The 25,511-nt window shown below is 73.4% G+C and carries 19 protein-coding genes; 12 read left to right on the top strand and 7 right to left on the bottom strand.

Annotated elements, in window-relative coordinates; genetic code table 11:
- Positions 1-441: 441 nt before the first annotated feature.
- The 9 genes from ccrA (at position 442) to ABZ924_RS08305 (ending at position 11,489) form a co-directional block, all read left to right on the top strand.
- A complete protein-coding gene (ccrA, locus tag ABZ924_RS08345; RefSeq protein ID WP_361905850.1) occupies positions 442-1,779 on the top strand; it encodes a crotonyl-CoA carboxylase/reductase in 1,338 nt (445 codons plus the stop codon).
- 31 nt (positions 1,780-1,810) lie between these two features.
- Entirely contained in the window at positions 1,811-3,862 is a 2,052-nt protein-coding gene (locus tag ABZ924_RS08340) for a protein meaA (RefSeq protein WP_361905848.1), read from the top strand.
- Positions 3,859-4,833 carry a CoA ester lyase gene (locus ABZ924_RS08335; protein WP_361905846.1) on the top strand — a complete coding sequence of 325 codons (975 nt, stop codon included), beginning with the start codon at positions 3,859-3,861 and terminating at the stop codon, positions 4,831-4,833. Before ABZ924_RS08340 ends, ABZ924_RS08335 begins: the two co-directional genes overlap by 4 nt.
- A 5-nt stretch (positions 4,834-4,838) precedes the next feature.
- Positions 4,839-5,351, top strand: coding sequence for a MaoC family dehydratase (locus tag ABZ924_RS08330; protein ID WP_015656728.1), 513 nt, complete (start codon positions 4,839-4,841; stop codon positions 5,349-5,351).
- 2 nt (positions 5,352-5,353) lie between these two features.
- On the top strand, positions 5,354-6,559 hold the full coding sequence (locus ABZ924_RS08325; RefSeq protein ID WP_361905844.1) for an acyl-CoA dehydrogenase family protein: 1,206 nt from the start codon (positions 5,354-5,356) through the stop codon (positions 6,557-6,559).
- Positions 6,560-6,745: 186 nt separating this feature from the next.
- Positions 6,746-7,402, top strand: a complete 657-nt coding sequence (locus tag ABZ924_RS08320; RefSeq protein ID WP_361905842.1) for a phosphatidylserine decarboxylase — start codon at positions 6,746-6,748, stop codon at positions 7,400-7,402.
- A 34-nt stretch (positions 7,403-7,436) separates the two neighbouring features.
- Complete coding sequence (gene pssA / locus ABZ924_RS08315; protein WP_361905956.1) at positions 7,437-8,258, top strand: CDP-diacylglycerol--serine O-phosphatidyltransferase; 822 nt, start codon at positions 7,437-7,439, stop codon at positions 8,256-8,258.
- A gap of 1,175 nt (positions 8,259-9,433) precedes the next feature.
- Positions 9,434-10,924 (top strand): AlkA N-terminal domain-containing protein, encoded by a 1,491-nt coding sequence (locus ABZ924_RS08310; RefSeq protein WP_361905840.1) that lies wholly within the window; start codon positions 9,434-9,436, stop codon positions 10,922-10,924.
- Between the two features lie 16 nt (positions 10,925-10,940).
- Entirely contained in the window at positions 10,941-11,489 is a 549-nt protein-coding gene (locus ABZ924_RS08305) for a methylated-DNA--[protein]-cysteine S-methyltransferase (protein WP_361905838.1), read from the top strand.
- A 21-nt stretch (positions 11,490-11,510) separates the two neighbouring features.
- On the opposite strand, the gene ABZ924_RS08300 is transcribed toward ABZ924_RS08305, so the two are convergent.
- Genes ABZ924_RS08300 through ABZ924_RS08290 form a run of 3 tightly spaced genes read right to left on the bottom strand, consistent with a single transcriptional unit; the run spans position 11,511 to position 13,049 of the window.
- Positions 11,511-12,053 carry a YcxB family protein gene (locus tag ABZ924_RS08300; RefSeq protein ID WP_361905836.1) on the bottom strand — a complete coding sequence of 181 codons (543 nt, stop codon included), beginning with the start codon at positions 12,051-12,053 and terminating at the stop codon, positions 11,511-11,513.
- Between the two features lie 31 nt (positions 12,054-12,084).
- Positions 12,085-12,513, bottom strand: coding sequence for a hypothetical protein (locus tag ABZ924_RS08295; protein WP_361905834.1), 429 nt, complete (start codon positions 12,511-12,513; stop codon positions 12,085-12,087).
- Positions 12,514-12,548: 35 nt separating this feature from the next.
- Positions 12,549-13,049 (bottom strand): NUDIX hydrolase, encoded by a 501-nt coding sequence (locus ABZ924_RS08290; RefSeq protein ID WP_361905832.1) that lies wholly within the window; start codon positions 13,047-13,049, stop codon positions 12,549-12,551.
- Positions 13,050-13,246: 197 nt separating this feature from the next.
- Here ABZ924_RS08290 and ABZ924_RS08285 point away from each other — a divergent pair, with 197 nt between their 5' ends.
- A complete protein-coding gene (locus ABZ924_RS08285) occupies positions 13,247-14,395 on the top strand; it encodes a glycerate kinase (RefSeq protein WP_361905830.1) in 1,149 nt (382 codons plus the stop codon).
- A 113-nt stretch (positions 14,396-14,508) separates the two neighbouring features.
- On the opposite strand, the gene ABZ924_RS08280 is transcribed toward ABZ924_RS08285, so the two are convergent.
- On the bottom strand, positions 14,509-15,096 hold the full coding sequence (locus ABZ924_RS08280) for a cysteine hydrolase family protein (RefSeq protein ID WP_361905954.1): 588 nt from the start codon (positions 15,094-15,096) through the stop codon (positions 14,509-14,511).
- A gap of 187 nt (positions 15,097-15,283) precedes the next feature.
- Here ABZ924_RS08280 and ABZ924_RS08275 point away from each other — a divergent pair, with 187 nt between their 5' ends.
- Together ABZ924_RS08275 and ABZ924_RS08270 are read left to right on the top strand one after the other, a co-directional pair.
- A complete protein-coding gene (locus tag ABZ924_RS08275; RefSeq protein WP_361905828.1) occupies positions 15,284-16,270 on the top strand; it encodes a helix-turn-helix domain-containing protein in 987 nt (328 codons plus the stop codon).
- A gap of 9 nt (positions 16,271-16,279) precedes the next feature.
- Positions 16,280-19,081 carry a SpoIIE family protein phosphatase gene (locus ABZ924_RS08270; protein WP_361905826.1) on the top strand — a complete coding sequence of 934 codons (2,802 nt, stop codon included), beginning with the start codon at positions 16,280-16,282 and terminating at the stop codon, positions 19,079-19,081.
- A gap of 39 nt (positions 19,082-19,120) precedes the next feature.
- Here ABZ924_RS08270 and ABZ924_RS08265 read toward each other — a convergent pair whose 3' ends face one another.
- The 3 genes from ABZ924_RS08265 to ABZ924_RS08255 are packed head-to-tail and all read right to left on the bottom strand — an operon-like array spanning position 19,121 to position 25,473.
- Positions 19,121-21,184 carry a SpoIIE family protein phosphatase gene (locus ABZ924_RS08265; RefSeq protein WP_361905824.1) on the bottom strand — a complete coding sequence of 688 codons (2,064 nt, stop codon included), beginning with the start codon at positions 21,182-21,184 and terminating at the stop codon, positions 19,121-19,123.
- A gap of 39 nt (positions 21,185-21,223) precedes the next feature.
- Positions 21,224-24,646 (bottom strand): DUF3376 domain-containing protein, encoded by a 3,423-nt coding sequence (locus ABZ924_RS08260; RefSeq protein ID WP_361905822.1) that lies wholly within the window; start codon positions 24,644-24,646, stop codon positions 21,224-21,226.
- 20 nt (positions 24,647-24,666) lie between these two features.
- The gene (locus ABZ924_RS08255) at positions 24,667-25,473 is read right to left on the bottom strand and encodes a BTAD domain-containing putative transcriptional regulator (protein WP_361905820.1); all 807 of its coding nucleotides are present in this window, start codon (positions 25,471-25,473) and stop codon (positions 24,667-24,669) included.
- Between the last annotated feature and the right edge of the window lie 38 nt (positions 25,474-25,511).

Here is a 25,511-nt window from a genome sequence, read left to right as displayed (position 1 = left end):
ATACCGCCACTCCTTTCCGGGGCCTGCGGGGCTCCTGAAACCACCTGAAGCGATACGCGTCACAGCGGCCGCTCCCCTCCCGGGAGCGGCCGCTTCCGTTTGTCCGAGTTGCCCCTACTCACCGGTAACTCTGATCGATCATCGCTCATCTGCGCAGGTCAATAGGCAAATGAGAGAAAGTTTTGGCACGCGGTGCCTTGTCGAGTGACACGGGGTGCCATACGTTGAAGTCATCCGGATGTCCCCGCGGTCCACGCCCACTCGGCACGGACCGCGCCCCGGACGCCTGCGTCACCAGGCACCCGCACGCCGCACCACTGGCGTCGCCCCAGCACCACCGCTCAGCCGGACCGACGGCAAACGCAGCACCCCACCACCCGTACCCGCGCACCCTGCGCATCCCTCAGCGCACCCCCATTCAGCGCCGCCGGAGGCAACACCGTGAAGGACATCCTCGACGCGATCCAGTCGCAGGCCGCTACGGCCGCCGACTTCGCGGCCCTGCCGCTCCCCGAGTCCTACCGCGCGATCACCGTGCACAAGGACGAGACGGAGATGTTCGCCGGGCTCCCGACCCGCGAGAAGGACCCGCGCGAGTCCCTGCACCTCGACCAGGTCCCGGTGCCGGAACTCGGCCCGGGCGAGGCCCTGGTGGCCGTCATGGCCTCCTCGGTCAACTACAACTCCGTGTGGACCTCGATCTTCGAGCCGCTGTCCACCTTCGGCTTCCTCGAGCGCTACGGCCGCGTGTCGGAGCTCACCAAGCGCCACGACCTGCCGTACCACATCATCGGCTCGGACCTCGCGGGCGTCGTCCTGCGCACCGGCCCCGGCGTCAACGCCTGGAACCCCGGCGACGAGGTCGTCGCCCACTGCCTCTCCGTCGAGCTGGAGTCCTCCGACGGCCACAACGACACGATGCTCGACCCCGAGCAGCGCATCTGGGGCTTCGAGACCAACTTCGGCGGCCTGGCAGAGATCGCCCTCGTCAAGTCCAACCAGCTGATGCCCAAGCCCGCCCACCTCAGCTGGGAGGAGGCCGCCTCCCCCGGCCTGGTCAACTCCACCGCCTACCGCCAGCTCGTCTCCCGCAACGGCGCCGGCATGAAGCAGGGCGACAACGTCCTGATCTGGGGCGCCAGCGGCGGCCTCGGCTCCTACGCCACCCAGTTCGCCCTCGCCGGCGGCGCCAACCCCATCTGCGTCGTCTCCTCCCCCGAAAAGGCCGAGATCTGCCGCAAGATGGGCGCCGAGGCGGTCATCGACCGCAACGCCGAGGGCTACAAGTTCTGGAAGGACGAGCGCACCCAGGACCCCCGCGAATGGAAGCGCTTCGGCTCCAAGATCCGCGAGCTCACCGGCGGCGAGGACATCGACATCGTCTTCGAACACCCCGGCCGCGAGACCTTCGGCGCGAGCGTCTACGTCACCCGCAAGGGCGGCACCATCACCACCTGCGCCTCCACCTCCGGCTACATGCACGAGTACGACAACCGCTACCTGTGGATGTCCCTCAAGCGGATCATCGGCTCGCACTTCGCCAACTACCGCGAGGCCTGGGAAGCCAACCGCCTCATCGCCAAGGGCAAGATCCACCCCACCCTGTCGAAGGTCTACTCCCTCGAGGAGACCGGCCAGGCCGCCTACGACGTCCACCGCAACCTCCACCAGGGCAAGGTCGGCGTCCTCGCCCTCGCCCCCGAGGAAGGCCTGGGCGTGCGCGACCACGAGATGCGTGCCAAGCACCTCGACGCGATCAACCGCTTCCGCAACGTCTGAGTCCGCTCAAAGGCCATAAGGATCGCCTGAGATGACAGAGCGCCAGAAAGACCGTCCGTGGCTCATGCGGACGTACGCCGGCCACTCCACGGCCGAGGCGTCCAACGAGCTGTACCGCCGCAACCTCGCCAAGGGCCAGACCGGCCTGTCGGTCGCGTTCGACCTGCCGACGCAGACCGGCTACGACCCCGACCACATCCTCGCCCGCGGCGAGGTGGGCCGGGTCGGGGTCCCGGTCTCCCATCTGGGCGACATGCGGCGGCTGTTCCAGGACATCCCCCTGGAGCAGATGAACACCTCGATGACGATCAACGCCACCGCCATGTGGCTGCTGGCGCTCTACCAGGTGGCCGCCGAGGAGCAGGGCGCGGACATCTCCAAGCTCCAGGGCACCACGCAGAACGACATCGTCAAGGAGTACCTCTCGCGCGGGACGCACGTCTTCCCGCCCGGGCCCTCGCTCCGCCTGACGACCGACATGATCGCGTACACGGTCAACCACATCCCGAAGTGGAACCCGATCAACATCTGCAGCTACCACCTGCAGGAGGCCGGGGCCACCCCGGTCCAGGAGATCTCGTACGCGATGTCCACCGCGATCGCCGTACTGGACTCGGTGCGCGACTCGGGCCAGGTCCCGCAGGAACGGTTCGGCGAGGTGGTCGCCCGTATCTCCTTCTTCGTGAACGCGGGCGTCCGCTTCATCGAGGAGATGTGCAAGATGCGCGCTTTCGGCCGCATCTGGGACCAGGTCACCCGTGAGCGCTACGGCATCGAGGACGCCAAGCAGCGCCGCTTCCGCTACGGCGTCCAGGTCAACTCCCTGGGCCTGACCGAGGCGCAGCCGGAGAACAACGTCCAGCGCATCGTGCTGGAGATGCTCGCGGTCACCCTCTCCAAGGACGCCCGGGCCCGCGCCGTGCAGCTGCCCGCCTGGAACGAGGCGCTGGGCCTGCCCCGGCCCTGGGACCAGCAGTGGTCGCTGCGCATCCAGCAGGTCCTCGCCCACGAGAGCGACCTGCTGGAGTACGACGACATCTTCGCGGGGTCCCACGTCATCGAGGCCAAAGTCGACTCCCTGGTCGCCGACTGCCTGGCCGAGATCGACCGGATCCAGGAGATGGGCGGCGCGATGGCCGCCGTCGAGTCCGGCTACCTGAAGTCCCAGCTGGTCGCCTCGCACGCCGAGCGCCGCGCCCGGATCGAAGCGGGCGAGGACAAGATCGTCGGCGTGAACTGCTTCCAGCAGACCGAGCCGAACCCGCTCACCGCCGACCTGGACGGCGCCATCATGACGGTGGACGGGGCGGTGGAGGCGCTCACCGTCGAGCGCATCGGCCGCTGGCGGGCCGAGCGCCAGGAGTCCTCCGAGCGGCAGGGCGGCGGCGACCCGTTCGTCTTCCCGACGGTCGGCCAGGCCCTGGACCGGCTGAAGGAGGCCGCCGCCGGGACCGAGAACCTGATGGAGGCCACCCTCGAATGCGCCCGGGCCGGTGTCACCACCGGCGAGTGGGCGAACGCCCTGCGCGAGGTGTTCGGCGAGTTCCGCGCCCCCACCGGGGTCTCCTCGGCCCCGGTGGCCGTCGCCGCCGAGGAGGGCACGCCGCTGGCCCTGGTCCGCGAGAAGGTCGCCCGGACCGCCGAGGACCTGGGCTCCGGACGGCTGCGCCTGCTGGTCGGCAAGCCCGGCCTGGACGGGCACTCCAACGGCGCCGAGCAGATCGCCGTCCGCGCCCGCGACGCCGGCTTCGAGGTGGTCTACCAGGGCATCCGGCTGACGCCCGAGGAGATCTCCACGGCGGCGCTGGCCGAGGACGTGCACTGCGTGGGACTGTCCATCCTGTCCGGCTCGCACAGCGCTCTCGTGCCGGACGTGCTGGAACGCCTCCGCGCGGCGGGGGCGGGTGACATCCCGGTCGTCCTCGGCGGCATCATTCCGAACGCCGACGCCGTCGCGCTCAAGGCGGCCGGAGTCGCCGCCGTCTTCACACCCAAGGACTTCGGTATCACGGAGATCATCGGCCGTATCGTCGACGAGATCCGGAAAGCGAACAAGCTCGACCCTCTGGAGGTCCCCGCATGACCACGCCCACCTCTCCCGTGAACCGGCTGCGGCCGCGCCGCTCCTGCCTCGCGGTGCCGGGCTCGAACCCCCGCTTCCTGGAGAAGGCCCAGGGCCTGCCGGCCGACCAGGTCTTCCTCGACCTGGAGGACGCCTGCGCCCCGCTCGCCAAGGAGGGCGCCCGCCACACGATCGTGGACGCGCTGAACAACGGCGACTGGACCGGCAAGACCCGGGTCGTGCGCGTCAACGACTGGACCACCCACTGGACGTACCGCGACGTCATCACCGTCGTCGAGGGCGCGGGCCAGAACCTGGACTGCATCATGCTGCCGAAGGTCCAGGACGCCCAGCAGGTCGTCGCCCTCGACCTCCTCCTGACCCAGATCGAGAAGACCATGGGCTTCGAGGTCGGCAAGATCGGCATCGAGGCGCAGATCGAGAACGCCAAGGGCCTGGTCAACGTCGACGAGATCGCCGCCGCCTCGCCGCGCCTGGAGACGATCATCTTCGGCCCGGCCGACTTCATGGCCTCCATCAACATGAAGTCGCTGGTCGTGGGCATGCAGCCGCCCGGCTACCCGGCGGACGCCTACCACTACATCCTCATGCGGATCCTGATGGCGGCCCGCATGCACAACCTCCAGGCGATCGACGGCCCCTTCCTCCAGATCCGCGACGTGGACGCCTACCGCGAGGTCGCCGGCCGCGCCGCCGCCCTCGGCTTCGACGGCAAGTGGGTGCTGCACCCCGGCCAGGTCGAGGCGGCCAACGAGGTCTTCTCCCCCTCCCAGGAGGACTACGATCACGCCGAGCTCATCCTCGACGCGTACGACTGGTGCACCTCCGAGGCCGGCGGCAAGAAGGGCTCGGCCATGCTCGGCGACGAGATGATCGACGAGGCCAGCCGCAAGATGGCCCTGGTCATCGCGGGCAAGGGCCGCGCGGCGGGCATGCAGCGCACCACCAAGTTCGAGATCCCGGAGGCCTGATCCCGATGCAGTTCGGACGCACGTACGAAGAGTTCGAGGTCGGTGCCGTCTACAAGCACTGGCCCGGGAAGACGGTCACCGAGTACGACGACCACCTCTTCTGTCTGCTCACCATGAACCACCACCCGCTCCACATGGACGTGAATTACGCCGAGAACACCACGGACTTCGGCAAGAACGTGGTGGTGGGCAACTACATCTACTCGCTGCTGCTGGGGATGTCCGTCCCGGACGTCTCGGGCAAGGCGATCGCCAACCTGGAGATCGAGTCGCTGCGGCACGTGGCGCCGACCTTCCACGGCGACACGATCTACGGCGAGACCACGGTCCTCGACAAGACCCCGTCGAAGTCGAAGAACGACCGCGGGATCGTCTACGTGGAGACCAAGGGCTACAAGCAGGACGGCACCCTCGTCTGCGTCTTCCGGCGCAAGGTGATGGTCCCGACCGAGACGTACATCAAGGAGCGCGGCGGCGAGCAGCCCGGCCGCCCCGAGCTCAAGGAACAGGGGAAGTAGCCATGGCACGCCTCGCCCGGACCGCCGGCCTGACCGATGTCCAGCAGGAGATCCTCAAGACCGTCCGCGAATTCGTGGACAAGGAGATCATCCCGGTCGCGACCGAGCTGGAGCACCGCGACGAGTATCCGCAGCAGATCGTCGACGGCCTCAAGGAGCTCGGCCTCTTCGGGCTGATGATCCCCGAGGAGTACGGCGGTCTCGGTGAGTCGCTGCTCACGTACGCACTGTGCGTGGAGGAGATAGCCCGCGGCTGGATGTCCGTCTCGGGCATCATCAACACCCACTTCATCGTGGCGTACATGCTCAAGCAGCACGGCACGCAGGAGCAGAAGGACCACTTCCTCCCGCGGATGGCGCTGGGCGAGGTGCGCGGCGCGTTCTCGATGTCCGAGCCGGGACTGGGCTCGGACGTGTCGGCCATCACGTCGAAGGCGGTGAAGGACGGCGACGAGTACGTCCTGAACGGCCAGAAGATGTGGCTGACGAACGGCGGCAGCTCCACGCTGGTGGCCGTGCTGTGCCGGAGTGACGAAGGACACCCCGAGGGGACCGCCCCGCACAAGTCGATGACGACCTTCCTGGTGGAGAAGGAGCCCGGCTTCGGGGAGGTCCGGCCCGGCCTGACCATCCCGGGCAAGATCGACAAGATGGGCTACAAGGGCGTCGACACGACCGAGCTCATCATGGACGGACTGCGCATTCCGGCCAATCGGGTCCTCGGCGGCACCACGGGCCGAGGGTTTTACCAAATGATGGACGGCGTCGAGGTCGGCCGCGTCAACGTGGCGGCCCGTGGCTGCGGCGTCGCGCAGCGTGCGTTCGAGCTGGGTGTCTCGTATGCCCAGCAGCGTCACACTTTCGGCAAGCCGATCGCCCAGCACCAGGCCATCCAGTTCAAGCTGGCCGAGATGGCTACCAAGGTCGAGGCCGCCCATGCCATGATGGTCAACGCAGCACGCAAAAAGGACTCCGGGGAACGAAACGACCTCGAAGCAGGGATGGCGAAGTACCTCGCCTCCGAGTACTGCAAGGAGGTGGTGGAGGACGCCTTCCGCATCCACGGCGGCTACGGTTTCTCGAAGGAATACGAGATCGAGCGCCTCTACCGCGAGGCCCCGATGCTGCTCATCGGTGAAGGTACTGCCGAGATCCAGAAAATGATCATTGGGCGACGCCTGCTCGAGGAGTACCGACTCCAGGGCTGAAAGTCCCTTTTGCGGCGAATCCTCCATGGGTTCGCCGCAAAAGAATCACTTGCAGTGACTGGCTGACGGGCATCGACTCGGCTTCTGGCTTGCCCAGTTGTCGCGCGCAACCGATAGCATTCCAGTAAAGCCGCCGTCCCGTCCCCCTGTTTGCGGCGCGGCAATCCACCGCTACGAAGGTCATCCATGCCCCACAGCCAAACCTCTGCACCTCGCGACAGCCTCTTCGGCGTACGCCTCGCGCGCGGAGCATCGCCGTGGCTTCTGCCGACCGTCGCCACCGCGGCGCTCAGCCTCGCCCGGGCCCGCAAGTCCGGACGCTGGGCCGCGGCGGCCGTGCCCACCACCGCGCTCGCCGCGGGCATGCTGTGGTTCTTCCGCGACCCCGAGCGCGAGATCGCCCAGGGCCGCGTCATCTCCCCCGCCGACGGTGTGGTGCAGAGCATCATGCCGTGGAAGGACGGGCGGACCCGCGTCGCGATCTTCATGAGCCCGCTGAACGTGCACGTCAACCGCGCGCCGCTGGCCGGCACCGTGACGTCCGTGGAGCACATCCCCGGCGGGTTCGTCCCGGCGTTCAACAAGGAGAGCGAGAACAACGAGCGCGTTGTCTGGCACTTCGACACCGAGCTCGGCGACATCGAGATGGTGCAGATCGCCGGCGCCGTCGCGCGCCGGATCGTCCCGTACCTGCCGGCCGGCACCAAGGTGGAGCAGGGCGAACGCATCGGTCTGATCCGCTTCGGCTCCCGCGTCGACATCTACCTCCCCGAGGGCGTCGAGGTCGCGGTCGAGGTCGGTCAGGCCACCACCGCGGGGGTGACCCGAATTGACCGTGACTGACCCCGAGACTCCTGCCACCCCCGCCACCGGCTGGGTGCCGGAGGCCGCGGAGGAGGAGTCCGCCGAGGACGACATGCCGCTGTCGCTGCGGCTGTCGATAGCGGACACCCTCACCCTCGGCAACGCGACGTGCGGATTCATGGCGGTGTACTTCACCACCACCGGGATCCTCATCCCGCACCTCACCGGCAGCGGCGAGTCGGGCATGGCCCGGCACAGCGCGGCGACCGCGGTGATACTGATGCTGCTCGCGGCGGTCTTCGACCTCTTCGACGGCATCGTCGCCCGCAAGCTGCGCAGCTCGCCGATGGGCGCCGAGCTGGACAACCTGTCCGACCTGATCAGCTTCGGGCTGGCCCCGGCGTACTTCGTGCTGGTCTACGGCATGGTCGCGGACGACGCGCACCAGAAGGTCTCGGCCCTGGCCGCCATCGTCGTCCTGCTGGCGGTGGTCCTGCGGCTGGCGAGGTTCAGCTGCGTGACGATGAAGGACGGCATGTTCCAGGGCATGCCGAGCCCCTTCGGCGCCCTGACGGTCGTCTCCATCGTGCTGCTGGAGCTGCCCTTCGTCCCCACGCTGCTGGCGATCGTCGGCGTCGCGTGGCTGATGGTCAGCCGGGTCGAGTACCCGAAGCCGCGGGGTGTCCTCGCGGTGGCGATGCTCAGCTGGATCGTCAGCGCCATGGGCCTCCTGGCCGCGTGGGCGTTCGACGCCCCCGGCGGCCAGCTGCTCCTGCAGACCGGCTGCGCCCTGCAGATCGCGCTGGCGGCCACCATCCCGCTGTTCGCGACGACCCGCCGGGCGAACACGTTCCGCCACAACCGCCGCGAGGCCCGCGCAGCCCAGCTGCCGTAGCCTCGGCCCCGGCTGCCCCGAAGGCCCCCCGCCACACGGCGGGGGGCCTTCGCGCGCCGCGGGCCCGAGCCGCCCGCACACGGGCCGGGCCCGCCCGGGCGGCCGTCCCGGGAGCGCGGGGCCGGTGCAACCCGGCTGCGACCCGGGCCCCGGGCTCCGCCCGGACCTGCGCCTCAAACGCCGGCGAGGCTGCCGGATTGCCGACCCCGGCTTCGAAACGGATCACACAGGGTGGCGCGCACGACTCCGGGGCCATTCCAGCCTCGCCGGCGTTTGAGGCGCGGGGTCTGGGGCGGAGCCCCAGGAAACCCGCCTCGGCGCGCAGCGCAGCTGCCGTAACCGCGGCCCGGCACCACCCACCGAAGGCCTCCCGCCACACGGCGGGGGCCTTCGCGCTTCCGCCCCGACTTCGCCGCCACGGGCACACCCCCTGAACCCGGCTCCGCCGGGCACCGGGCTCCGCCCGGACCCTCCCCCAGACTCCGTCCGGGGGGACCCCCACTCAAACGCCGGCGGGGCTGAGATTGCCGGCCCAGGCTTCGAAGCAGCCATTCCAGCCCCGCCGGCGTTTGAGGCGCGGGGTCTGGGGCGGAGCCCCAGGAAACCCGCCTCGGGACCCCCGCCCCGCAGATGCCTCGCGGCCATCCCAGCCGCGCTGGCGTTAGAAGCGGGGTGCTGGGGCCCGGGGACCCGGGGCTGCAGGTCGGGGCCGGGAATGCCGGTCGTACGGGCCCCGCCGCAGGATGGCTCGACGGCGCCGGCCCGGGCGCCGTCGAAGGCGTCGGCTCCCGCCCCCGGGCCGAGCGCCGCGGCCGAAGGCCAAGGGGGCCGGGGGGTCACAGCGGCTGGGGCCACAGGCCAGGCGGGGGATCGCAGTAGGGGCGGGGCGCCGCCCCGGGCGCTGCCACGGGCTGCAGGCCCGGCGGAGGCGGCCTGCCCGGCTCCGGCATGGGCCCGGCGCCCGGCGGGGGCGGGCTGCCCGGCTCCGCCGCGGGTCCGGCGCCCGGCGGCCCGGCGCGGCGGGGGTGGCCCGCCCGGCTCCGCCACGGGTCCGGCGCGCGGCGGGGTCCACGGCCGGGCGCTGTCGGCGGTGGCGCCCGGCCGGCCCCGGCCCGCCTACGCTTGATGTCGGAAAACCGCCAGCCCCTCCCCCACCGCCCCGCGATCCTGGATCCATGTACACCGACACCGAGCGCTGCGTCAGGGCCGTGCAGTCGAAGGACGCCCGGTTCGACGGCTGGTTCTTCACCGCCGTCCGGACGACCGGGATCTACTGCCGGCCCAGCTGCCCCGCCGTGCCGCCGAAGGTCGAGAACATGTCCTTCCTGCCCAGCGCCGCCGCCTGCCAGCAGGCCGGGTACCGGGCCTGCAAGCGGTGCCGGCCCGACACCTCCCCCGGCTCCCCCGAGTGGAACGCCCGCGCCGACGCCGTCGCCCGGGCCATGCGCCTCATCCAGGACGGCGTCGTGGACCGCGAGGGCGTGCCCGGTCTCGCGGCCCGCCTCGGCTACTCCACCCGCCAGGTCGAGCGCCAGCTGCGCGCCGAGCTCGGCGCCGGACCCCTCGCGCTGGCCCGGGCGCAGCGCGCCCAGACCGCGCGGCTGCTGATCGAGACCTCCGAGCTCCCCATGGGGGACGTGGCGTTCGCCTCCGGCTTCTCCTCCATCCGTACCTTCAACGAGACCGTCCGCGAGGTCTTCGCCCTCGCCCCCGGCGAGCTGCGTACCCGCGCGGCCCGCGCCGCCCGGGCGAAGCGGCAGGAGCCGCGCATCCCCGGCACGATCAGCCTGCGCCTGCCGTACCGGGCCCCGCTCACCCCGGACAACCTCTTCGGCCACCTCGCCGCGACCGCCGTTCCCGGTGTCGAGGAGTGGCGCGCCGGCGCCTACCGCCGGACCCTGCGCCTGCCCTACGGCACCGGCGTCGTCGCCCTCACCCCGCAGCCCGACCACATCGGCTGCCAGCTGGCCCTGACCGACCTGCGCGACCTGACGATCGCCATCAGCCGCTGCCGCTGGCTGCTGGACCTCGACGCGGACCCGGAGGCGGTCGACGAGCAGTTGCGCACCGACCCGCTGCTGGCCCCGCTGGTGGACAAGGCCCCGGGGCGCCGGGTCCCGCGGACCGTCGACGCGGCGGAGTTCGCCGTACGGGCGGTGCTGGGCCAGCAGGTGTCCACCGCGGCGGCCCGTACGCACGCGGCCCGTCTGGTGACGGCGTACGGCGAGCCGGTCGCGGACCCGGACCCCGAGGGCGGGCTCACCCACCTGTTCCCGTCCCCGCAGGCACTGGCCGCGCTGGACCCCGACGCCCTGGCCCTGCCGCTCAGCAGGCGCACCACGCTGACCACGCTCGTCGCCGCCCTGGCGGACGGCTCGCTCCCGCTGGGCGTCGACAGCGACTGGGAGGCGGCCCGCGCCCGGCTGGCCGCCCTGCCCGGTTTCGGCCCCTGGACCACGGAGGTGATCGCGATGCGGGCGCTCGGCGACCCGGACGCCTTCCTCCCGTCCGATCTGGGGCTGCGGCGCGCCGCGAAGGAGCTCGGGCTGCCGTCCACGCCGGCCGCGCTCACCGCCCGGGCGGCCGCCTGGCGGCCCTGGCGGGCGTACGCCGTGCAGTACCTGTGGGCCACCGACGACCACGCCATCAACCACCTCCCCGCCTGAGGAGCACAGCCCCACCATGACCACGACGATCACCACGATCACCACCACCGCCAAGACGCACGCCGTCGTCGAGAGCCCCTACGGCCCGCTGACCCTGGTCTCCACGGACGGCGTCCTCAGCGGCCTGTACATGAGCGGGCAGCGGCACCGGCCGGCCGAGGAGACGTTCGGGGAGCGGGTCACCGCCGACGAGGGCCCGTTCCCGGAGGTGGTGCGCCAGCTGACCGCCTACTTCGCCGGGGAGCGGACCGTGTTCGACCTCCCTCTGCGCCTGGAGGGCACCGAGTTCCAGCGCAGCGTGTGGGACCAGCTCGTACGGATCCCGTACGGGCAGACCTGGTCGTACGGGGAGCTCGCGGCCCGGCTCGGCAAGCCGAACGCCTCGCGGGCGGTCGGCCTGGCCAACGGACGGAACCCGATCGGCATCATCGTCCCCTGCCACCGCGTGATCGGCGCCTCGGGCAGCATGACGGGCTACGGCGGCGGCGTCGACCGCAAGGTCCGCCTTCTGGCCTTCGAGTCGGGCAGGGAGCCCGCCGCCGCGGCCCCGGAGCCCCTCTTCTGATGCGCGGTGTGCAGGATCCCGCTAGCGGAGGTGGCGGCCTGTGTGGGCCTCGAGCAGGGCGCCCAGCAACTCCGCCTCGCCGGGCGCACTCAGCAGCCGCTTGGGCAGCGCCAGGACGAGGCGCTGCCGGCCGGCACGGCCCACGAGTACGAACAGCCGGTCCGTCTCGTGGTGGCGGGCGAAGCTGCTCCACGGCACCCGGAGGAGCTCCACGCCTCCGCGGGCGGTGGTGACGCCGGTGTCGTCGACCGTGCAGCGGTGGGTCCCTTGGGCCTGCTCCCTGCGGAAGGAGCGGGCGGCGCGTGCCGGGGGCACGCGCAGCCCCAGCGCCGCGTACGCGACTGCCGCGGACAGGAGGGCGGCGAAGGTGTACGGCGAGGCCCCGAGGGCGAACAGCGCCGTGCCCGTCGCGGCAAGTGCCGTCGCGGTGGCGATGACCGAGCTGTGCCAGCTGCGGAAGACTCCGGCCGCCCGGACCGCCTCGCGGTACTCGTCTTCGTGCAGGTTTCCGGTGATGGTGAGCGTCGTGGTGGCGGTGGAGCCGGCTCGGCTTATGTCGTGCACACGGCGAAGAGTACGCCGCCGGAGGCGGGCGTCAGACCACCGCCAGGGGCACCAGCAGGGCGAAGGCGGCGCCTGCCTCGACCGCGTAGCCGAAGAGCGAGGGGTGCTGGACGGGGGCCGCGAGCAGGACGACGCTCTGCTGCGCTGCGGCGGCCGCCACCCACTCGGCGTCGGCGCCGAGGTTGCCCTGGTACCAGCCCTCGCACGGGCCGGGGCCGGAGACGGCGAGGAGGTCGTCCTCGCGGCGGTAGAGCGCCTGCCAGCCCTCGGCGGGCGCGGCCCAGCCGTCGAAGTCCGTGAACTGGGCCCAGCCGCCCTCACGTATGGCGGTGTCGAACAGCCAGACCGGCGTTCCGTCGGCGGTGACTTCGCCGCCGTCCTGCCGGTCGGTGGTGAAGTGGACCATGGGCAGGGCGTCGGGCCCGTCGGCCGTGCTGGGCCAGGCGTACATCGTGATCATCAGCTGATTGTGTCCTGCTCGAGGTAAGCCCGGTGTCACGACGCGGCCGGGCGGCGGCCGTTCTCCAGTTCCACGGTGCCCTCGCCGGACTCCAGCACCCGGCAGGCCTCCCGGGTGCGCAGGCCGAGCGATCCGAGGAGGTACTCGCCGAGTTCGGCGGGCTCGACCAGCTTCCAGGAGAGGAGCTCCTCCTCCTGGAGCCGGATCGCGGCGAGTTGCGCCTCGTCGAGCACGCCCCCGTCGAAGAGGTAGGCGACCAGCGGCGGACGGCCCGGGCCGAGGGTCCAGTCGACGGCGAGCAGCCGGCCGAGCGGCAGGTCGAGGCCGATCTCCTCGGCGCTCTCCCGGCGGGCGGCGGCCCGCGGCGACTCGCCCGCGTCGGACTCGATGGTCCCGCCCGGCAGGGCCCACCCCTCGCGGTAGTTGGGCTCGACGAGCAGCACCCGGCCCCGCGCGTCCCGGTAGAGCGCAGCCGCCCCGGCAAGCACCCGGGGCAGACTCGCGATGTAGGTGGCGTAGTCATCCGTGGCAGTCACCCGCCCACCCTACCCACACCCCCCGCGGACGCGATCACGTCCACCGGGGCATCGCAGCAGAGCGCTGTGCAGGCATATGTCCTGCTTTAGTGGTATCGCGGGTGGCGTGTGGCCCAGGCCACCCATGGGCATAGGAGGATCCTCCGGATAGGCTCATGGTGGCGCGACTGCACTGTTCGATAGCAAGGGATAGCAAGGTGACGGACGGAGCAGTAACTGAGGCCGCGCGCGTGCTCATCGCCGCGGACAAATTCAAGGGCTCGCTCACGGCCGTTCAGGTCGCCGAGCGGGTGACGGCTGGCCTTCGCAAGGCCGTACCGGGCGTGGAGGTCGAGACCCTCCCCGTCGCGGACGGCGGCGACGGTACGGTCGCGGCCGCCGTGGCGGCCGGGTTCGAACGCCGGGAGGTACGGGTCACCGGACCGCTCGGCGAGCAGGTCACGGCCGCTTTCGCCCTGCGCGACGGCACCGCCGTGGTGGAGATGGCGGAGGCGTCCGGGCTGCAGCTGCTGCCGAAGGGCGTCTTCGCCGCCCTGACGGCGACGACGTACGGCTCGGGCGAGGTGCTGAAGGCCGCCCTGGACGCGGGGGCGCGCACCATCGTCTTCGGCGTGGGCGGCAGCGCCACCACCGACGGCGGCGCGGGCATGCTGGCCGCGCTGGGCGCGGTGTTCCTGGACGCGAACGGCGAACCGGTCGGTCCGGGCGGCGGCGCGCTGGCCGAGCTGGCCTCCGCGGACCTGTCCGGGGTCGACTCGCGCTTCGCGGAGGTCGAATTCGTCCTGGCGAGCGACGTGGACAACCCGCTGACCGGCCCGAAGGGCTGCGCGGCGGTGTACGGCCCGCAGAAGGGTGCTTCGCCCGAGGACGTGGCGACGCTGGACGCGGCGCTCGCGCACTACGCGCTGGTGCTGGAGAAGGCCATCGGCCCGAAAGCCACCGAGCTGGCGGCCTCGCCCGGCGCGGGCGGCGCGGGCGGCATCGGCTACGGCGCGCTGCTGCTCGGCGCGAGCTTCCGGCCCGGCATCGAGCTGATGCTGGAGGTGCTCGGCTTCGCCCCGGCGCTGGAGCGGGCGACGCTGGTGATCACCGGTGAGGGCTCGCTGGACGAGCAGACCCTGCACGGCAAGGCTCCGGCGGGCGTCGCGGCGGCGGCGCGGGCCGCGGGCAAGGAGGTCGTGGCGGTCTGCGGCCGGCTCCTGCTGGAGCAGTCGGCCCTCCACGCCGCCGGCATCCGCCGCGCCTACCCGCTGACGGAGATCGAGCCGGACCCGGCGGTGTGCATCGCCAACGCAGGTCCGCTGCTGGAGCAGGTCGCGGCCAACATCGCCGCCGACGTGCTCTGAGCGCAGTCCTACGTACGGCGGCGTACGGCGGCGTACCGCGGCGTCGTACGTGAGCGAGGCCCGGTGCTGCGCTCCCTGCCGGGGAGCGGGCGCCGGGCCTCGCCCGTTCGCCCTCACGCCGGGACCGGGGCCGCCACCGCGCTCAGGAGCTGGCCGGTGGTGACCACGCGGGCGAAGCGGCCGCCCTGGAGGTTCACGGCGGTGGCCTCGGCGAGCTGGTCGGCGCTCAGGCGCAGCCCGGCCGGCCCGGACAGGTCGAAGGTGTGGGTCGCATCGAGCGGTACGAGGACGTCGTAGCCCAGGTTCCCGCCCATCCGGGCGGTGGTCTCGACGCACATGTTGGTCTGGATCCCGGCCACCACCAGCTGGCGGATCCCCTGCGCGGCGAGCCAGTCGGCCAGGTCCGGCGTGCCGTAGAAGGCGGAGTTCACCGTCTTCCTGACCAGCAGGGCCGCCCGGTCCGCCCGCTCGGCGACGAGGTCCTTGAAGGCGTGGCCCGGGTGGTCCGGGGCCAGGACCGAGCCGGGGCGCGAGGCGTGCTGGACGAGCACGACCGGGCGGCCGGTCGCCTGCCAGGCGTCCATCAGGGCGGTGATGTTCCGCTCGGCGCCCGGGTTGTTGCGCGGGCCCCAGAAGGCGGTGTCGTCGAAGCCCTTCTGTACGTCGATGACCAGCAGGGCGGCGTCGGCGGCGATCTCGATCCCCTCGTGGGGCACCGGGTTCGCGGCGCGAGTCGTGGCGGTGTTCGTGCCGGTGTTCGGCGTGGAATTCGTGGAGTTCGTCATGGCTCCATGCTGGTCGCCGCGCCGCCCCCGAGACAGCGCCTCCCGTGCCGGGTATCGATGGGATCCTGCCACCCTGGCAGCATCGCCGTGGCAGCATGGCCGCATGCACCGCGTCGCCGCCGTCGTCCAGCCCGGCATCCGCAGCTTCGACCTCGCCGTGATCACCGAGGTCTGGGGCCCGGACCGCAGCGGCGTCGGCGTCCCCCGCTTCGAGCTGCGCCGCTGCGCCGTGGACACCGCGCCCATCGCGCTGCCGGGCGGGCTCACCCTCGCCCCCGACCGGCGGCTCGACTGGCTCGCCGGGGCGGACCTCGTCGTCGTGCCGGCGCTGGCCGAGCCGACCGACCCCACCCCCGAGCCGGTCCTCGCCGCGCTGCGGGAGGCGCACGCCCGCGGTGTGCCGGTCGCCGCGCTGTGCGCCGGGGCGTTCATCCTCGCGGAGGCGGGGCTGCTGGCGGGCCGCCGGGCCGTGACCCACTGGTGGCTGGCCCCGCAGCTCGCCGAGCGCCACCCGGAGGTCCTGGTCGAGGACGCCCCGCTGTACGTGGAGGACGGCGGCCTGTGGACCTCCGCCGGGGTGGCCTCGGGGATCGACCTCTGCCTGCACTTGGTCCGGCAGGCCCACGGCTCGGAGGCCGCGGCGGCCATCGCCCGGTCGATGGTGACCGGTCCCTTCCGCACCGGCGACCACGCCCAGTACCTCGACCGGCCCACTCCGGCGGCGGATCGCACCGCCGAGGCGCTGGCCGCCGTACGGGAGCGGGCACTGCGGCAGCTGCACGAGCCGCTGCCGGTGGCCCGGCTGGCCCGCTGGGCCGGGATGTCGCCGCGCTCCTTCGCCCGCCACTTCGCTGCGGCGACCGGCACCACCCCGCACCGCTGGCTGCTCGGCCACCGCATCGACGAGGCGCGGCGGCTGCTGGAGCGCACCGACCATCCGGTGCCGGAGGTGGCCCGGCGGGCGGGCTTCGCCAGCGAGGTCACCTTCCGCCAGCACTTCACCGCGCAGGTGGGGATGAGCCCGCGCGCCTACCGCGCTGTGACCACGGCCGCACCGGCAGCCACGCGCGAATCCCCGCAGCAGTGTTAGAAATGGCTCATGACCGGACGTTTTGGTCGACCCAGGGGATCGCCGCCCCGGCAGCCGACCGGGCCGGGCCCGGGACCGCAGGCGCGCTTCTCCCTGGGTGCGCACAGCGTCGCCGGTCAGGTCTTCGCGCTCACGGCGGTGATCGTGCTGCTGCTGATCACCGCCGCCGCGCTGGCCCTCTTCTTCCAGGCCCGCCACGACAGCGAACGCGACGCGCGCGACCGCTCGCTGGCCGCGGCGGAGGCGTTCGCACACGCTCCCGGGCTGCCGGCGGCCCTGAAGTCGGCCGACCCGACGGCCGAGCTGCAGCCCCTGGCCGATTCCGCGCGCGCGGCCTCCGGGGTGGACTTCATCGCGGTCATGACCCGCGACGGGGTCCGGTACACCGATTCGCGGCCGGACCTGATCGGCCGGCGGGCCACCGGCGACCTCTCGCGCGCCGTCGCCGGGCAGTCCTTCACCGAGGTGTTCCGGGGCCAGCCCAGCGACGCCGTGCGCGCCGTGGTGCCGGTACGGGACGCGGACGGGACCGTCGTCGGCCTGGTCGGCACCGGGATAGAGATCACCAACGTCTCCGGGGTCGTCGAGGGCCAGCTCCCCCTGCTGCTCGGCGCCGCCGCGGGCGCACTGCTGCTCGGTACGGGCGGGGCGGCCCTGGTCAGCGGGCGGCTGCGGCGCCAGACGCGGGGGCTGGGCCCGGCCGAGATGGCCCGGATGAACGAGCACCACGAGGCGGTCCTGCACGCGGTGCGCGAGGGCGTGCTGATCATCAGCGCCGACCACCGGCTGCTGCTCGCCAACGACGAGGCGCGCCGGCTGCTGGACCTGCCGCCCGACGCCGAGCAGCGCCACGTCACCGACCTCGGGCTGGATGCGAACACCACCTCGCTGCTGATGTCGGGGCGGGTCGCGACGGACGAGGTGCACCTGGCGGGCGACCGGCTCCTGGCGGTGAACGTGCGCCCCACCAAGCCCTACCGGGGGCGCCCGTCGGGCAGTGTCATGACCTTGCGCGACTCCACCGAGCTGGCCGCGCTCTCGGGCCGCGCCGAGGTGGCCCGCGAGCGGCTCCAGCTGCTGTACGACGCGGGGGTGCGGATCGGGACGACCCTGGACGTGGTGCGCACCGCGGAGGAGCTGTCGGAGGTGGCGGTCCCCCGGTTCGCGGACTTCGTCACGGTGGAGCTGCTGGAGGAGGTGCTGCACGGGGAGGAGCCGGAGCTCGCCGCCGGCCTGTACACCGAGATGCGGCGGGCGGCGATGACCGGGATCCGCACCGACCAGCCCCTGCAGCCGGTCGGGGACGTCATCCGCTTCGAGGTGCCGACGGCGCCGATGGCGACGGCGCTGGACGAGGGGCGGGCGGTGCTCGCGGCCGACCTGAACGCCGCGCAGGGGTGGCGGGCGCAGGACGAGGAGGGCACCCGCCAGGCGCTCGGGTACGGGCTGCACTCGCTGATCTCGGTGCCGCTGCAGGCCCGCGGCGTGGTGCTCGGGATGGCCAACTTCTGGCGGGCGGCCGAGACGCCGGAGGCGTTCGACGAGGAGGACCTGTCGTTCGCGGAGGAGCTGGGCGCGCGGGCGGCGGTGTCCATCGACAACGCCCGGCGCTACACGCGGGAGCACGCGACGGCGGTCACGCTCCAGCGCAGCCTGCTGCCGCGGGTGCTGCCCGACCAGAGCGCGGTGGACGTGGCGTTCCGGTACCTGCCGGCGAAGGCGGGGGTGGGCGGCGACTGGTTCGACGTGATCCCGCTGGCGGGGGCGCGGGTCGCGCTGATCGTGGGGGACGTGGTGGGGCACGGGGTGCACGCGGCGGCGACGATGGGCCGGCTGCGGACCGCCGTGCACAACTTCTCGACGCTGGACATGGCGCCCGACGAGCTGCTGGGACACCTGGACGAGCTGATCGGCCGGATCGACCAGAACGAGTCCGGGGCCGTCCCGGACGGGGAGGACGGGGCGGCGGGCGAGCCGGCCGGCCTCACCGGCGCCACCTGCCTGTACGCGGTCTACGACCCGGTGTCTGGGCACTGCACGATCGCCAGCGCCGGGCACCCCGGGCCCGCGCTCGTCGGGCCGGACGGGCGGGTGGAGTTCCCGGAGGTGCCGGTCGGGCTGCCGCTCGGGGTGGGCGGCATGCCGTTCGAGTCGGTGGAGCTGCGGCTGCCGGAGGCGAGCCGGCTGGTGCTGTTCACCGACGGGCTGCTGGAGGACCGGGACCGGGACTTCGACACCGGGCTGGGCATGCTGGCCGAGACCCTGGCGCGGCCGGGCCGCAGCCCCGAGCAGGCCTGTTCGGACGTGCTGGCCGCGCTGCTGTTCCCCTCGCCGAGCGACGACATCGCGCTGCTGATCGCCGACACGCGGCGGCTGGAGGCGGACCGGATCGCCGAGTGGGAGGTGCCCTCCGATCCGGCGGCCGTCTCCCGGGTCCGGGGCGCGAGCTCGGCGCAGCTGGCCGCGTGGGGGCTGGAGGACATCGCGTTCACGGCGGAGCTGATCCTGAGCGAGCTCGTCACGAACGCCATCCGGTACGGGGGCGCGCCGATCCGGGTACGGATGCTGCGGGACCGGAACCTGATCTGCGAGGTGTCCGACGCCAGCAGCACCTCCCCGCACCTGCGGTACGCGGCCACCACCGACGAGGGCGGCCGCGGCCTGTTCCTGGTGGCCCAGTACGCGGACCGCTGGGGCACGCGCTACACCGAGCGGGGCAAGGTCATCTGGGCGGAGCTCCCACTGACCGCCGGCCCGGAGCCGACCCTGCCGGAACCCGACCTGGACGCCTTGGAGGACCTGGCCTGGTGACCGGGCCGGTCAGGGCCGGTCAGGGCCGGTCAGGGCCGGTCAGGGCCGGAGGCGTGCCGTACGGGCGAGCAGCAGGGCCACGTCGTCCTGCGGGGCCTCGGGCAGCAGCCGGGACAGGATGCCGTCGCACAGGGCGTCCAGCGGCTGGGCGGGGTCGCGCAGGACCCGGCCGAGCTGGGCCATGCCCTGGTCGAGGTCGCGGTCGCGGGCCTCGATCAGGCCGTCGGTGTAGAGCACGAGCAGGCTGCCGGGGGCGAGTTGCAGCCGCTCGGTGCGGAACTCGCGGCCGCCGGTGCCCAGCGGGGTCCCGGGCGGCCCGTCGAGGAAGGTGACGGCGCCGCCGGCCGTGGCCACGGCCGGCGGGGGGTGGCCGGCGCGGGCGATGACGCAGCCGCCCGACGCGGGGTCGTGGACGGCGTACACGCAGGTGGCCATCTCGTCCTCCCCGAGGTCGGCCACGACCGCGTCCAGGGAGCGCAGCAGCCGGCCGGGGGGCACGCCGTGCCGGGCGAGGGTGCGTACGGCGGTGCGCAGCTGGCCCATGACGGCCGCGGCGTGGATGCCGTGGCCCATGACGTCCCCGATGACGAGGCCGGTGCGGCCGCCGGGGAGCTGGATGACGTCGTACCAGTCGCCGCCGACGTCGTGGGCGCTGGCGGGCAGGTAGCGGCCGGTCAGTTCCAGGCCGGCGACCCGGGGCAGGTCGCTGTTGCTGAGGCTGCGCTGCAGGGTGAGGGCGGCCCGCCGCTGGTTGGTGTACATGCGGGCGTTGTCGATGTTGAGGGCGGCGCGGGCGACGACCTCGTCGACCAGGATGCAGTCCTGTTCGTCGAAGGGTTCGCGTTCGGCCAGCCGGGTGACGGTGACCGCGCCGAGGACGGTCCCGCGGGCCACGAGCGGGATCAGCCGGGCGGAGCCGAGGGAGGACAGGTAGGCGCGCAGGGGTTCGGCGCGCGGGTCGGAGACCAGGGCGGGGACGTCGGTGCGGTAGAGGTTCATGGGCCGGCCGGCGGCGATGACCTGCTCGTACACGCTTCCGGCGGGGATCCGGAAGGTCTGGCCGGGCAGCAGTCTGGCCGTGGGGGCGTCCGGGTCGGGGAAGACGGCGGCGAGGCGGCGCAGCAGGCCGCGGTGGGTGGCGGCGGAGTCGTCCGGGGCGAGGACCGCTTCGAGCAGCTGGACGTCGGCGGAGTCGGCGAGCTGCGGTACGAGGACGTCGGTGATCTCCTCGGCGGTCTGCCGCAGGTCGAGGGTGGTGCCGATCCGGGTGCCGGCCTCGGCGAGCACGGCGAAGCGGCGGCGGGCCCGCTCGGCCTCGATCTGGGCCTGCTGGCCCTCGGTGATGTCGATGAGGGAGGCGATGAGGCCCAGCGCCCGGCCGGAGCCGTCGAGGAGGGGGGCGTAGGAGCAGGACCAGGTGTGCTCGCGGCCGGGGTCGGCGGGGGTGCGGCCGGTGCGGCGGACGTCGAGGACGGCGGTGCCGCGGTCCAGGACCTGCTGCATGGTCGCCTCCAGTGCGGCGGCGTTGACGCCGGGGACGACCTCGGTGAGGCGTTTGCCGAGGTGGTCGGCGGCGCTGACGCCGTTCATCCGGGCGAGGGCGTCGTTGACGCGCAGGAAGCGCAGGTCGGGGCCGAGGGTGGCGAGCCCGATGGGCGACTGGGTGAACAGGCTCTGCAGGGCGGCGAGGGAGTCCCGCATGCGCAGGACCTCGGAGGTCTCCACCGCGATGAGCATGGCCCCGGTGCGGCCCCGGGCGTCGGCGGCGGGGACGATCCACATCTCCATGGTGATGCGGTGGCCGTCGCGGTGGCGGACGGGGAGGGTGCCGACGACCGTCTCGCCGGCCTGGACGCGGCGGGTCAGCTGGCGGGCGAGGCCGTGGTTGGTCTCGGGGACGAGGACTGCGGTGCCGGGCCGGCCGAGGATGTCCTCGGGGCGGTGGCCCAGCAGGTCCTGGGCGGCCAGGGACCATTCGACGATGCGGCCGTCGGCGTCCTCCCGCCACAGGGCGATCGGCAGGAGCTCGCGGAGCACGCCCGCGTACCCGACAGCCGCGGCCGGCTGGTCCGGGACCTCGCTCGTCGACTGGAAAGCGTCCACCGCACCGACCTCACCCCGGAGGGTCCGATTCCTACCGATTCACCCTATCCGAGCGATCGGCGAGGGGCTCCGTGCCGGGCTCGGGGTCACCCCCGGCGCGGCCCGCGGGTACAGCCAGGGCAGGACGAAGGTCACCCAGAAGAGGACGACGTAGAGCATCAGTGCGCCCCACCAGCCGTTGTCGAGCGCGGGCCGGCCGAACTGGACGAGCGCGGCCAGGCCGCCGGCGGCCAGGGCCGCCGCCGGGAACAGCAGCCACCGGTCGGTGCCGGCGTCCAGCACGGCCGCGGCGGCGAGGGCGAAGGCCGCGCCGATGACCACCGACCGCCAGCAGGGGCCGAGGTCCGGGGCGGTGTGGCCGCGCAGCAGCCACAGGGCCAGCGGCGGTACCGCGAGGGACGCGAGCGCCGCGTACCGCAGCGGGGGCGGCCGCAGCCGCCCCGTACCCGCTGCGAGGGCGGCCATGGCGTACAGGCAGACCGGAACGTGCCCCGGCAGGGAGGACCACTGGCCGGTGCAGAAGGCGATGCCCGTCCACATCAGCGCGGAGGCGGCCAGGGCCGGCCAGGGAGCCAGGACGGCGAACAGGAACGGCAGGTACACCAGCGGTTTCAGCACCCCGAGGACGCCCTGTACGAGCCGGGCGCCGCCCCCGCCGGAGGGCTGGAGCGCCGGCCAGGCCAGCAGGCCGGCGCGCAGGGCCGCCCGGCGCGGGTCCCGCTGCCGCACCAGCCCGGACACCTCCTCCGCGCCGATGGCGCGCAGCGCCCGTACCGCGTCGTCGAAGGCCTCCGGTGCGAGCGGGGGCGGGGCGGGCGGAACCGGCGGCGGCCGGTTGCCGCCGCGCGGGCCCCGGGCGTGGAGCTCGGCGATGAGCGGCAGCTCCCCGTCGAGGATCTCGCGCTGGCGCAGCTCGGTGAGGACGGCCCGGACCCGGTCCCAGGGCGCGACGGAATCGCCCTGCGCCACGACGTGGGCGGCCCAGGCCTCGACGAAGGGGTCACCGAGTCCGGTGGCCTCGGCCACGGCCCCGGCGAGCGCCGTGGGGTCCTGGATGCCGCCGAACGCGCGCTGGAGGCGCTCGTCGGTGGCGACGACGGAGACGAGGGAGGCGGCCCCGTCGAGGCGGCCCCAGGTCCAGTCGCTCATCCGCCAGCGGGCGCTGAGGAACGCGGCGAAGTTGTTGAGCTGGTTGCCGCTGAGCTTGGCGCGGACCAGCTCTTTCGGGGAGTTGCGGCCCACCCCCGGCAGGACGGTGTCGGTGGCCCAGCTGGTGTTCGCCGCCGACACGGTGTGGAAGGCGATGTCCGCGGCCTCGGCGAGCGGATTCGGGCGCAGCGGGCCGAGCAGCACCTCGGCCCGGGCCAGGGCGTCGGCCATGGGCAGCGTGCCCTCGGACGCGGCCTCGTGGAGGGCCTCGTAGCCGGCGATCCCGGCGGGGAGCCGCGTGCCGACGTCCTCGCCGAGTTCGGCCAGCCGCAGCCACAGCTGTGCGTACGCGGCCTCGGGCGCCACCGGGGCGGGAGGGGGCGGCGGTGCCCCGCCGGTGGCCGCCTGGGCGAGGTTGACGGCCCAGGTCTCCCACTGCCGCGGGTCCGCGCCCGGCGGCGGCAGCGCCGGCATCAGCGCCGCCAGCTGCCGGGTGGCCGCGACGTAAGGGCCGGTGGCGTCCTCGGGCAGGATGCCCAGGGCCAGGGCGTCGCGGTAGGCGGCCAGCAGCAGGCGGTCCCGCGCGGCGATGAGGACGGCGACGGCGAACCGGAAGGCGTACAGCCGCCGGCGCAGTTCCTCGGCGACCGGCCCGGCGCCGTCGCTCCCGGCATACCGCTCCGCCCCGTCCGCGACATCCGCGCCGTCAGCGCCGTCAGCGCCGTCCGCCCCGGCCTCCCAGGCCCGTACCCAGTCCAGGAGCAGCCGGACCGTGCGGGCCAGCGGCAGCGGGGAGCAGCCCGGCTCGGGCAGCACGCCGTCCCCGTCGGGGAGCACCAGGCCGGCCGGGGCCGCGCGCAGCCGCCGGAACAGCGTGACGGAACCCTCGCCGGTCTCGTCCAGCGGCTCCAGCGGGCCCGGGCCGGCCGGCAGCGGCAGCGCGTCCGGGCCGGTCACGTCCGCCGGGTCCTCCAGCAGCCGGACCAGCCGGGTGGCCTCGGCGCCGCCGACCGTCCTCGCGTACATCGCCAGCCGGCTCGGGACCATGCCCTCGAGGGCGTCGAGGGTCAGCGGCAGCGCCCCCGTGGCGCTCTGCCGCTGCTGGGCCGCGGCGTCCGCGGCCTGGAGCGCGAGGGCGTCGTCGCGCAGGGACTCCGACCCGGTCTTGACGGCGAGGGACGTCACGGCCGTCCGCACGAGCCGGGTCACGCGCCGCTTCGCCTGCGGCGGTGCGGGGGGCGGCGGGAACGGCGGCACGGGCTGCAGGAACAGCAGCCACCGGTCGGCCCTGCGGGTCACCGGGGCCCCGGCGATGGCCCGTACGGCCCAGGCGACGGGGATGTTGTCCAGCAGGCCGCCGTCCATGAGCTCGACGCAGCCGTCCGGGTCCTCGTCCGGGTAGCCGGTCTCGCTGCTGACGCCCCGCATGTCGACCCGCGGCGGGTCGGTGAGGCTCTGGGCGCCGTTGGCGACGTACACCTGCCCGGGCTCGAAGGCCCCGGGGAAGGAGGAGGTGGTGCGCGCGGCATAGGCCAGACGGGTGAGGGCCGCGTCGCGGGCCGCACCCGTGACGTCGTCGGGGAAGTCGGTGAGCGCCCCGCGGTGGCGGAAGCGGAAGTAGGCGTCGGACCGCCCGACGAGCTGCGGCCGGCCGAGCCGGGGGCGCACCCAGTCGCGGCGGGGCCGCAGCCGGGTCGCGGTCAGGATCAGCCGCAGCGAGGCGGGCGGGTGCCAGGCGGGCGGCGCCTGGTTGACCAGGTCCCCGAGGCAGGAGCGCAGCTCCTTGTAGAAGACCTCGTCGCCGCGCATCAGCGAGGCCGGTACGTGGAAGGGGGTCGAGCGGCGCAGCAGTCCTTCGAGGTCGCCCAGGCGCAGCCACAGGTTGCGCACGCCGTCGCCGAAGGGCATCCCGTACACGAGGTGGCAGGCCATGAGCACGCCGTTGAGCCCTCCGGCGCTGGTGCCGACCAGGACGTCGACCTCGACCCGCTCGTAGCCGCAGGCCGCCAGCAGGCCCCGGTAGACGTCGCGCGCCGGGGCGGGCTCGGGCCCGTCGGCCGGTGCCTCCTCTGCCGGCGCCCCGCCCGCCGGTGCCTCCCGCGGCGGCGCCTCCCCTGCAGGCGCCTCCCGCGTCGGCGCGGCGCCCGTGGGCGCCGCGTCCGCGGTGGGTGCGGGCGCCCCCGGCGCCGCCGACCGCAGCGCCGCCGTCTCGCAACAGGCCCCGCCCATCCACACCGCGAGGCTGACGCCGCCCCGCATCGCGAGGGCCAGGCGCAGCTCCGTGCCGGTCCCGCCCTGTGGGTCGTCGGTCATGCCCCCAGCTTGGCCCGGGATCAGGCGTGTCGCACCCGGGCGGCGAGCACCTCGCGGGACCGGGTTGCGGTGCGGCAGAAGTCGCGTATGAGGGAGGAGAGTTCACGGCCGGGCTCCACGCCGAGCTCCCGTTTGACGAGGTCGCGGTAGGTGTCGTAGGTGCGCATGGCCTCGATGAGGTTCCCTTCCGCCAAGTGGGCCTGGATCAGGGCCCGCTGGGCGCTCTCGCGCAGCGGTTCGGCGCTGACCGCGACGAGCGCGGACTCCACCGCCTCGGCGTGCCGCCCGACGCGCGCCAGTTCGCGGCTGAGCGCCTCCAGCGCGTGCAGCAGGCGCTGGCGGACCCGCTCGCGCTCCAGCAGCACCCAGTCGTCGTACCAGCCGGGCAGCAGGTCCAAGGCGTCGGCGCGCCACTTCAGCACCGAGAGGTCCTGGGTGGTGGCGGTGCCGTTGATGAGCCGGCCGGCCCAGCCGTACAGCACGTACAGGTCGACCACCGTGTGCTCGCGGACGGCGAGCGAACACTTGTCGGAGTCGAGCAGGTCGATGCCGGCGGCCTTCAGCCGCCACAGTGCGGACCGCAGGTTCCCGGCCGCCCTCAGGTCGTCGCCGGAGGGCCACAGCGTGCCCGCGGCGTGCCGCCGTTCGACGCGGCCGCCGTTCAGCGCGACGAACGCGAGCAGCCGCTTGCCCCCCTCCGGGACGTCCAGCCATCTCCCCCGGTGGACGACGCGCGGGCCGCCGAGGAGATGGAGGGTCGGAGCCTCACCCTCACCCGCACCCGGCCCGGGGACCCGGACCGGCGACTCGAGGAACTGCTGGTTCATAGGCGGTCCTCCTCAGAGAAGTCCGACCGCTCACTCTA

It is taken from the genome of Streptomyces sp. NPDC046876, from assembly GCF_040645035.1.
Lineage (GTDB): Bacteria > Actinomycetota > Actinomycetes > Streptomycetales > Streptomycetaceae > Streptomyces.
Note: the sequence above shows the minus strand (reverse complement) of the source record. Positions and strands in the feature narration are given on the sequence as shown.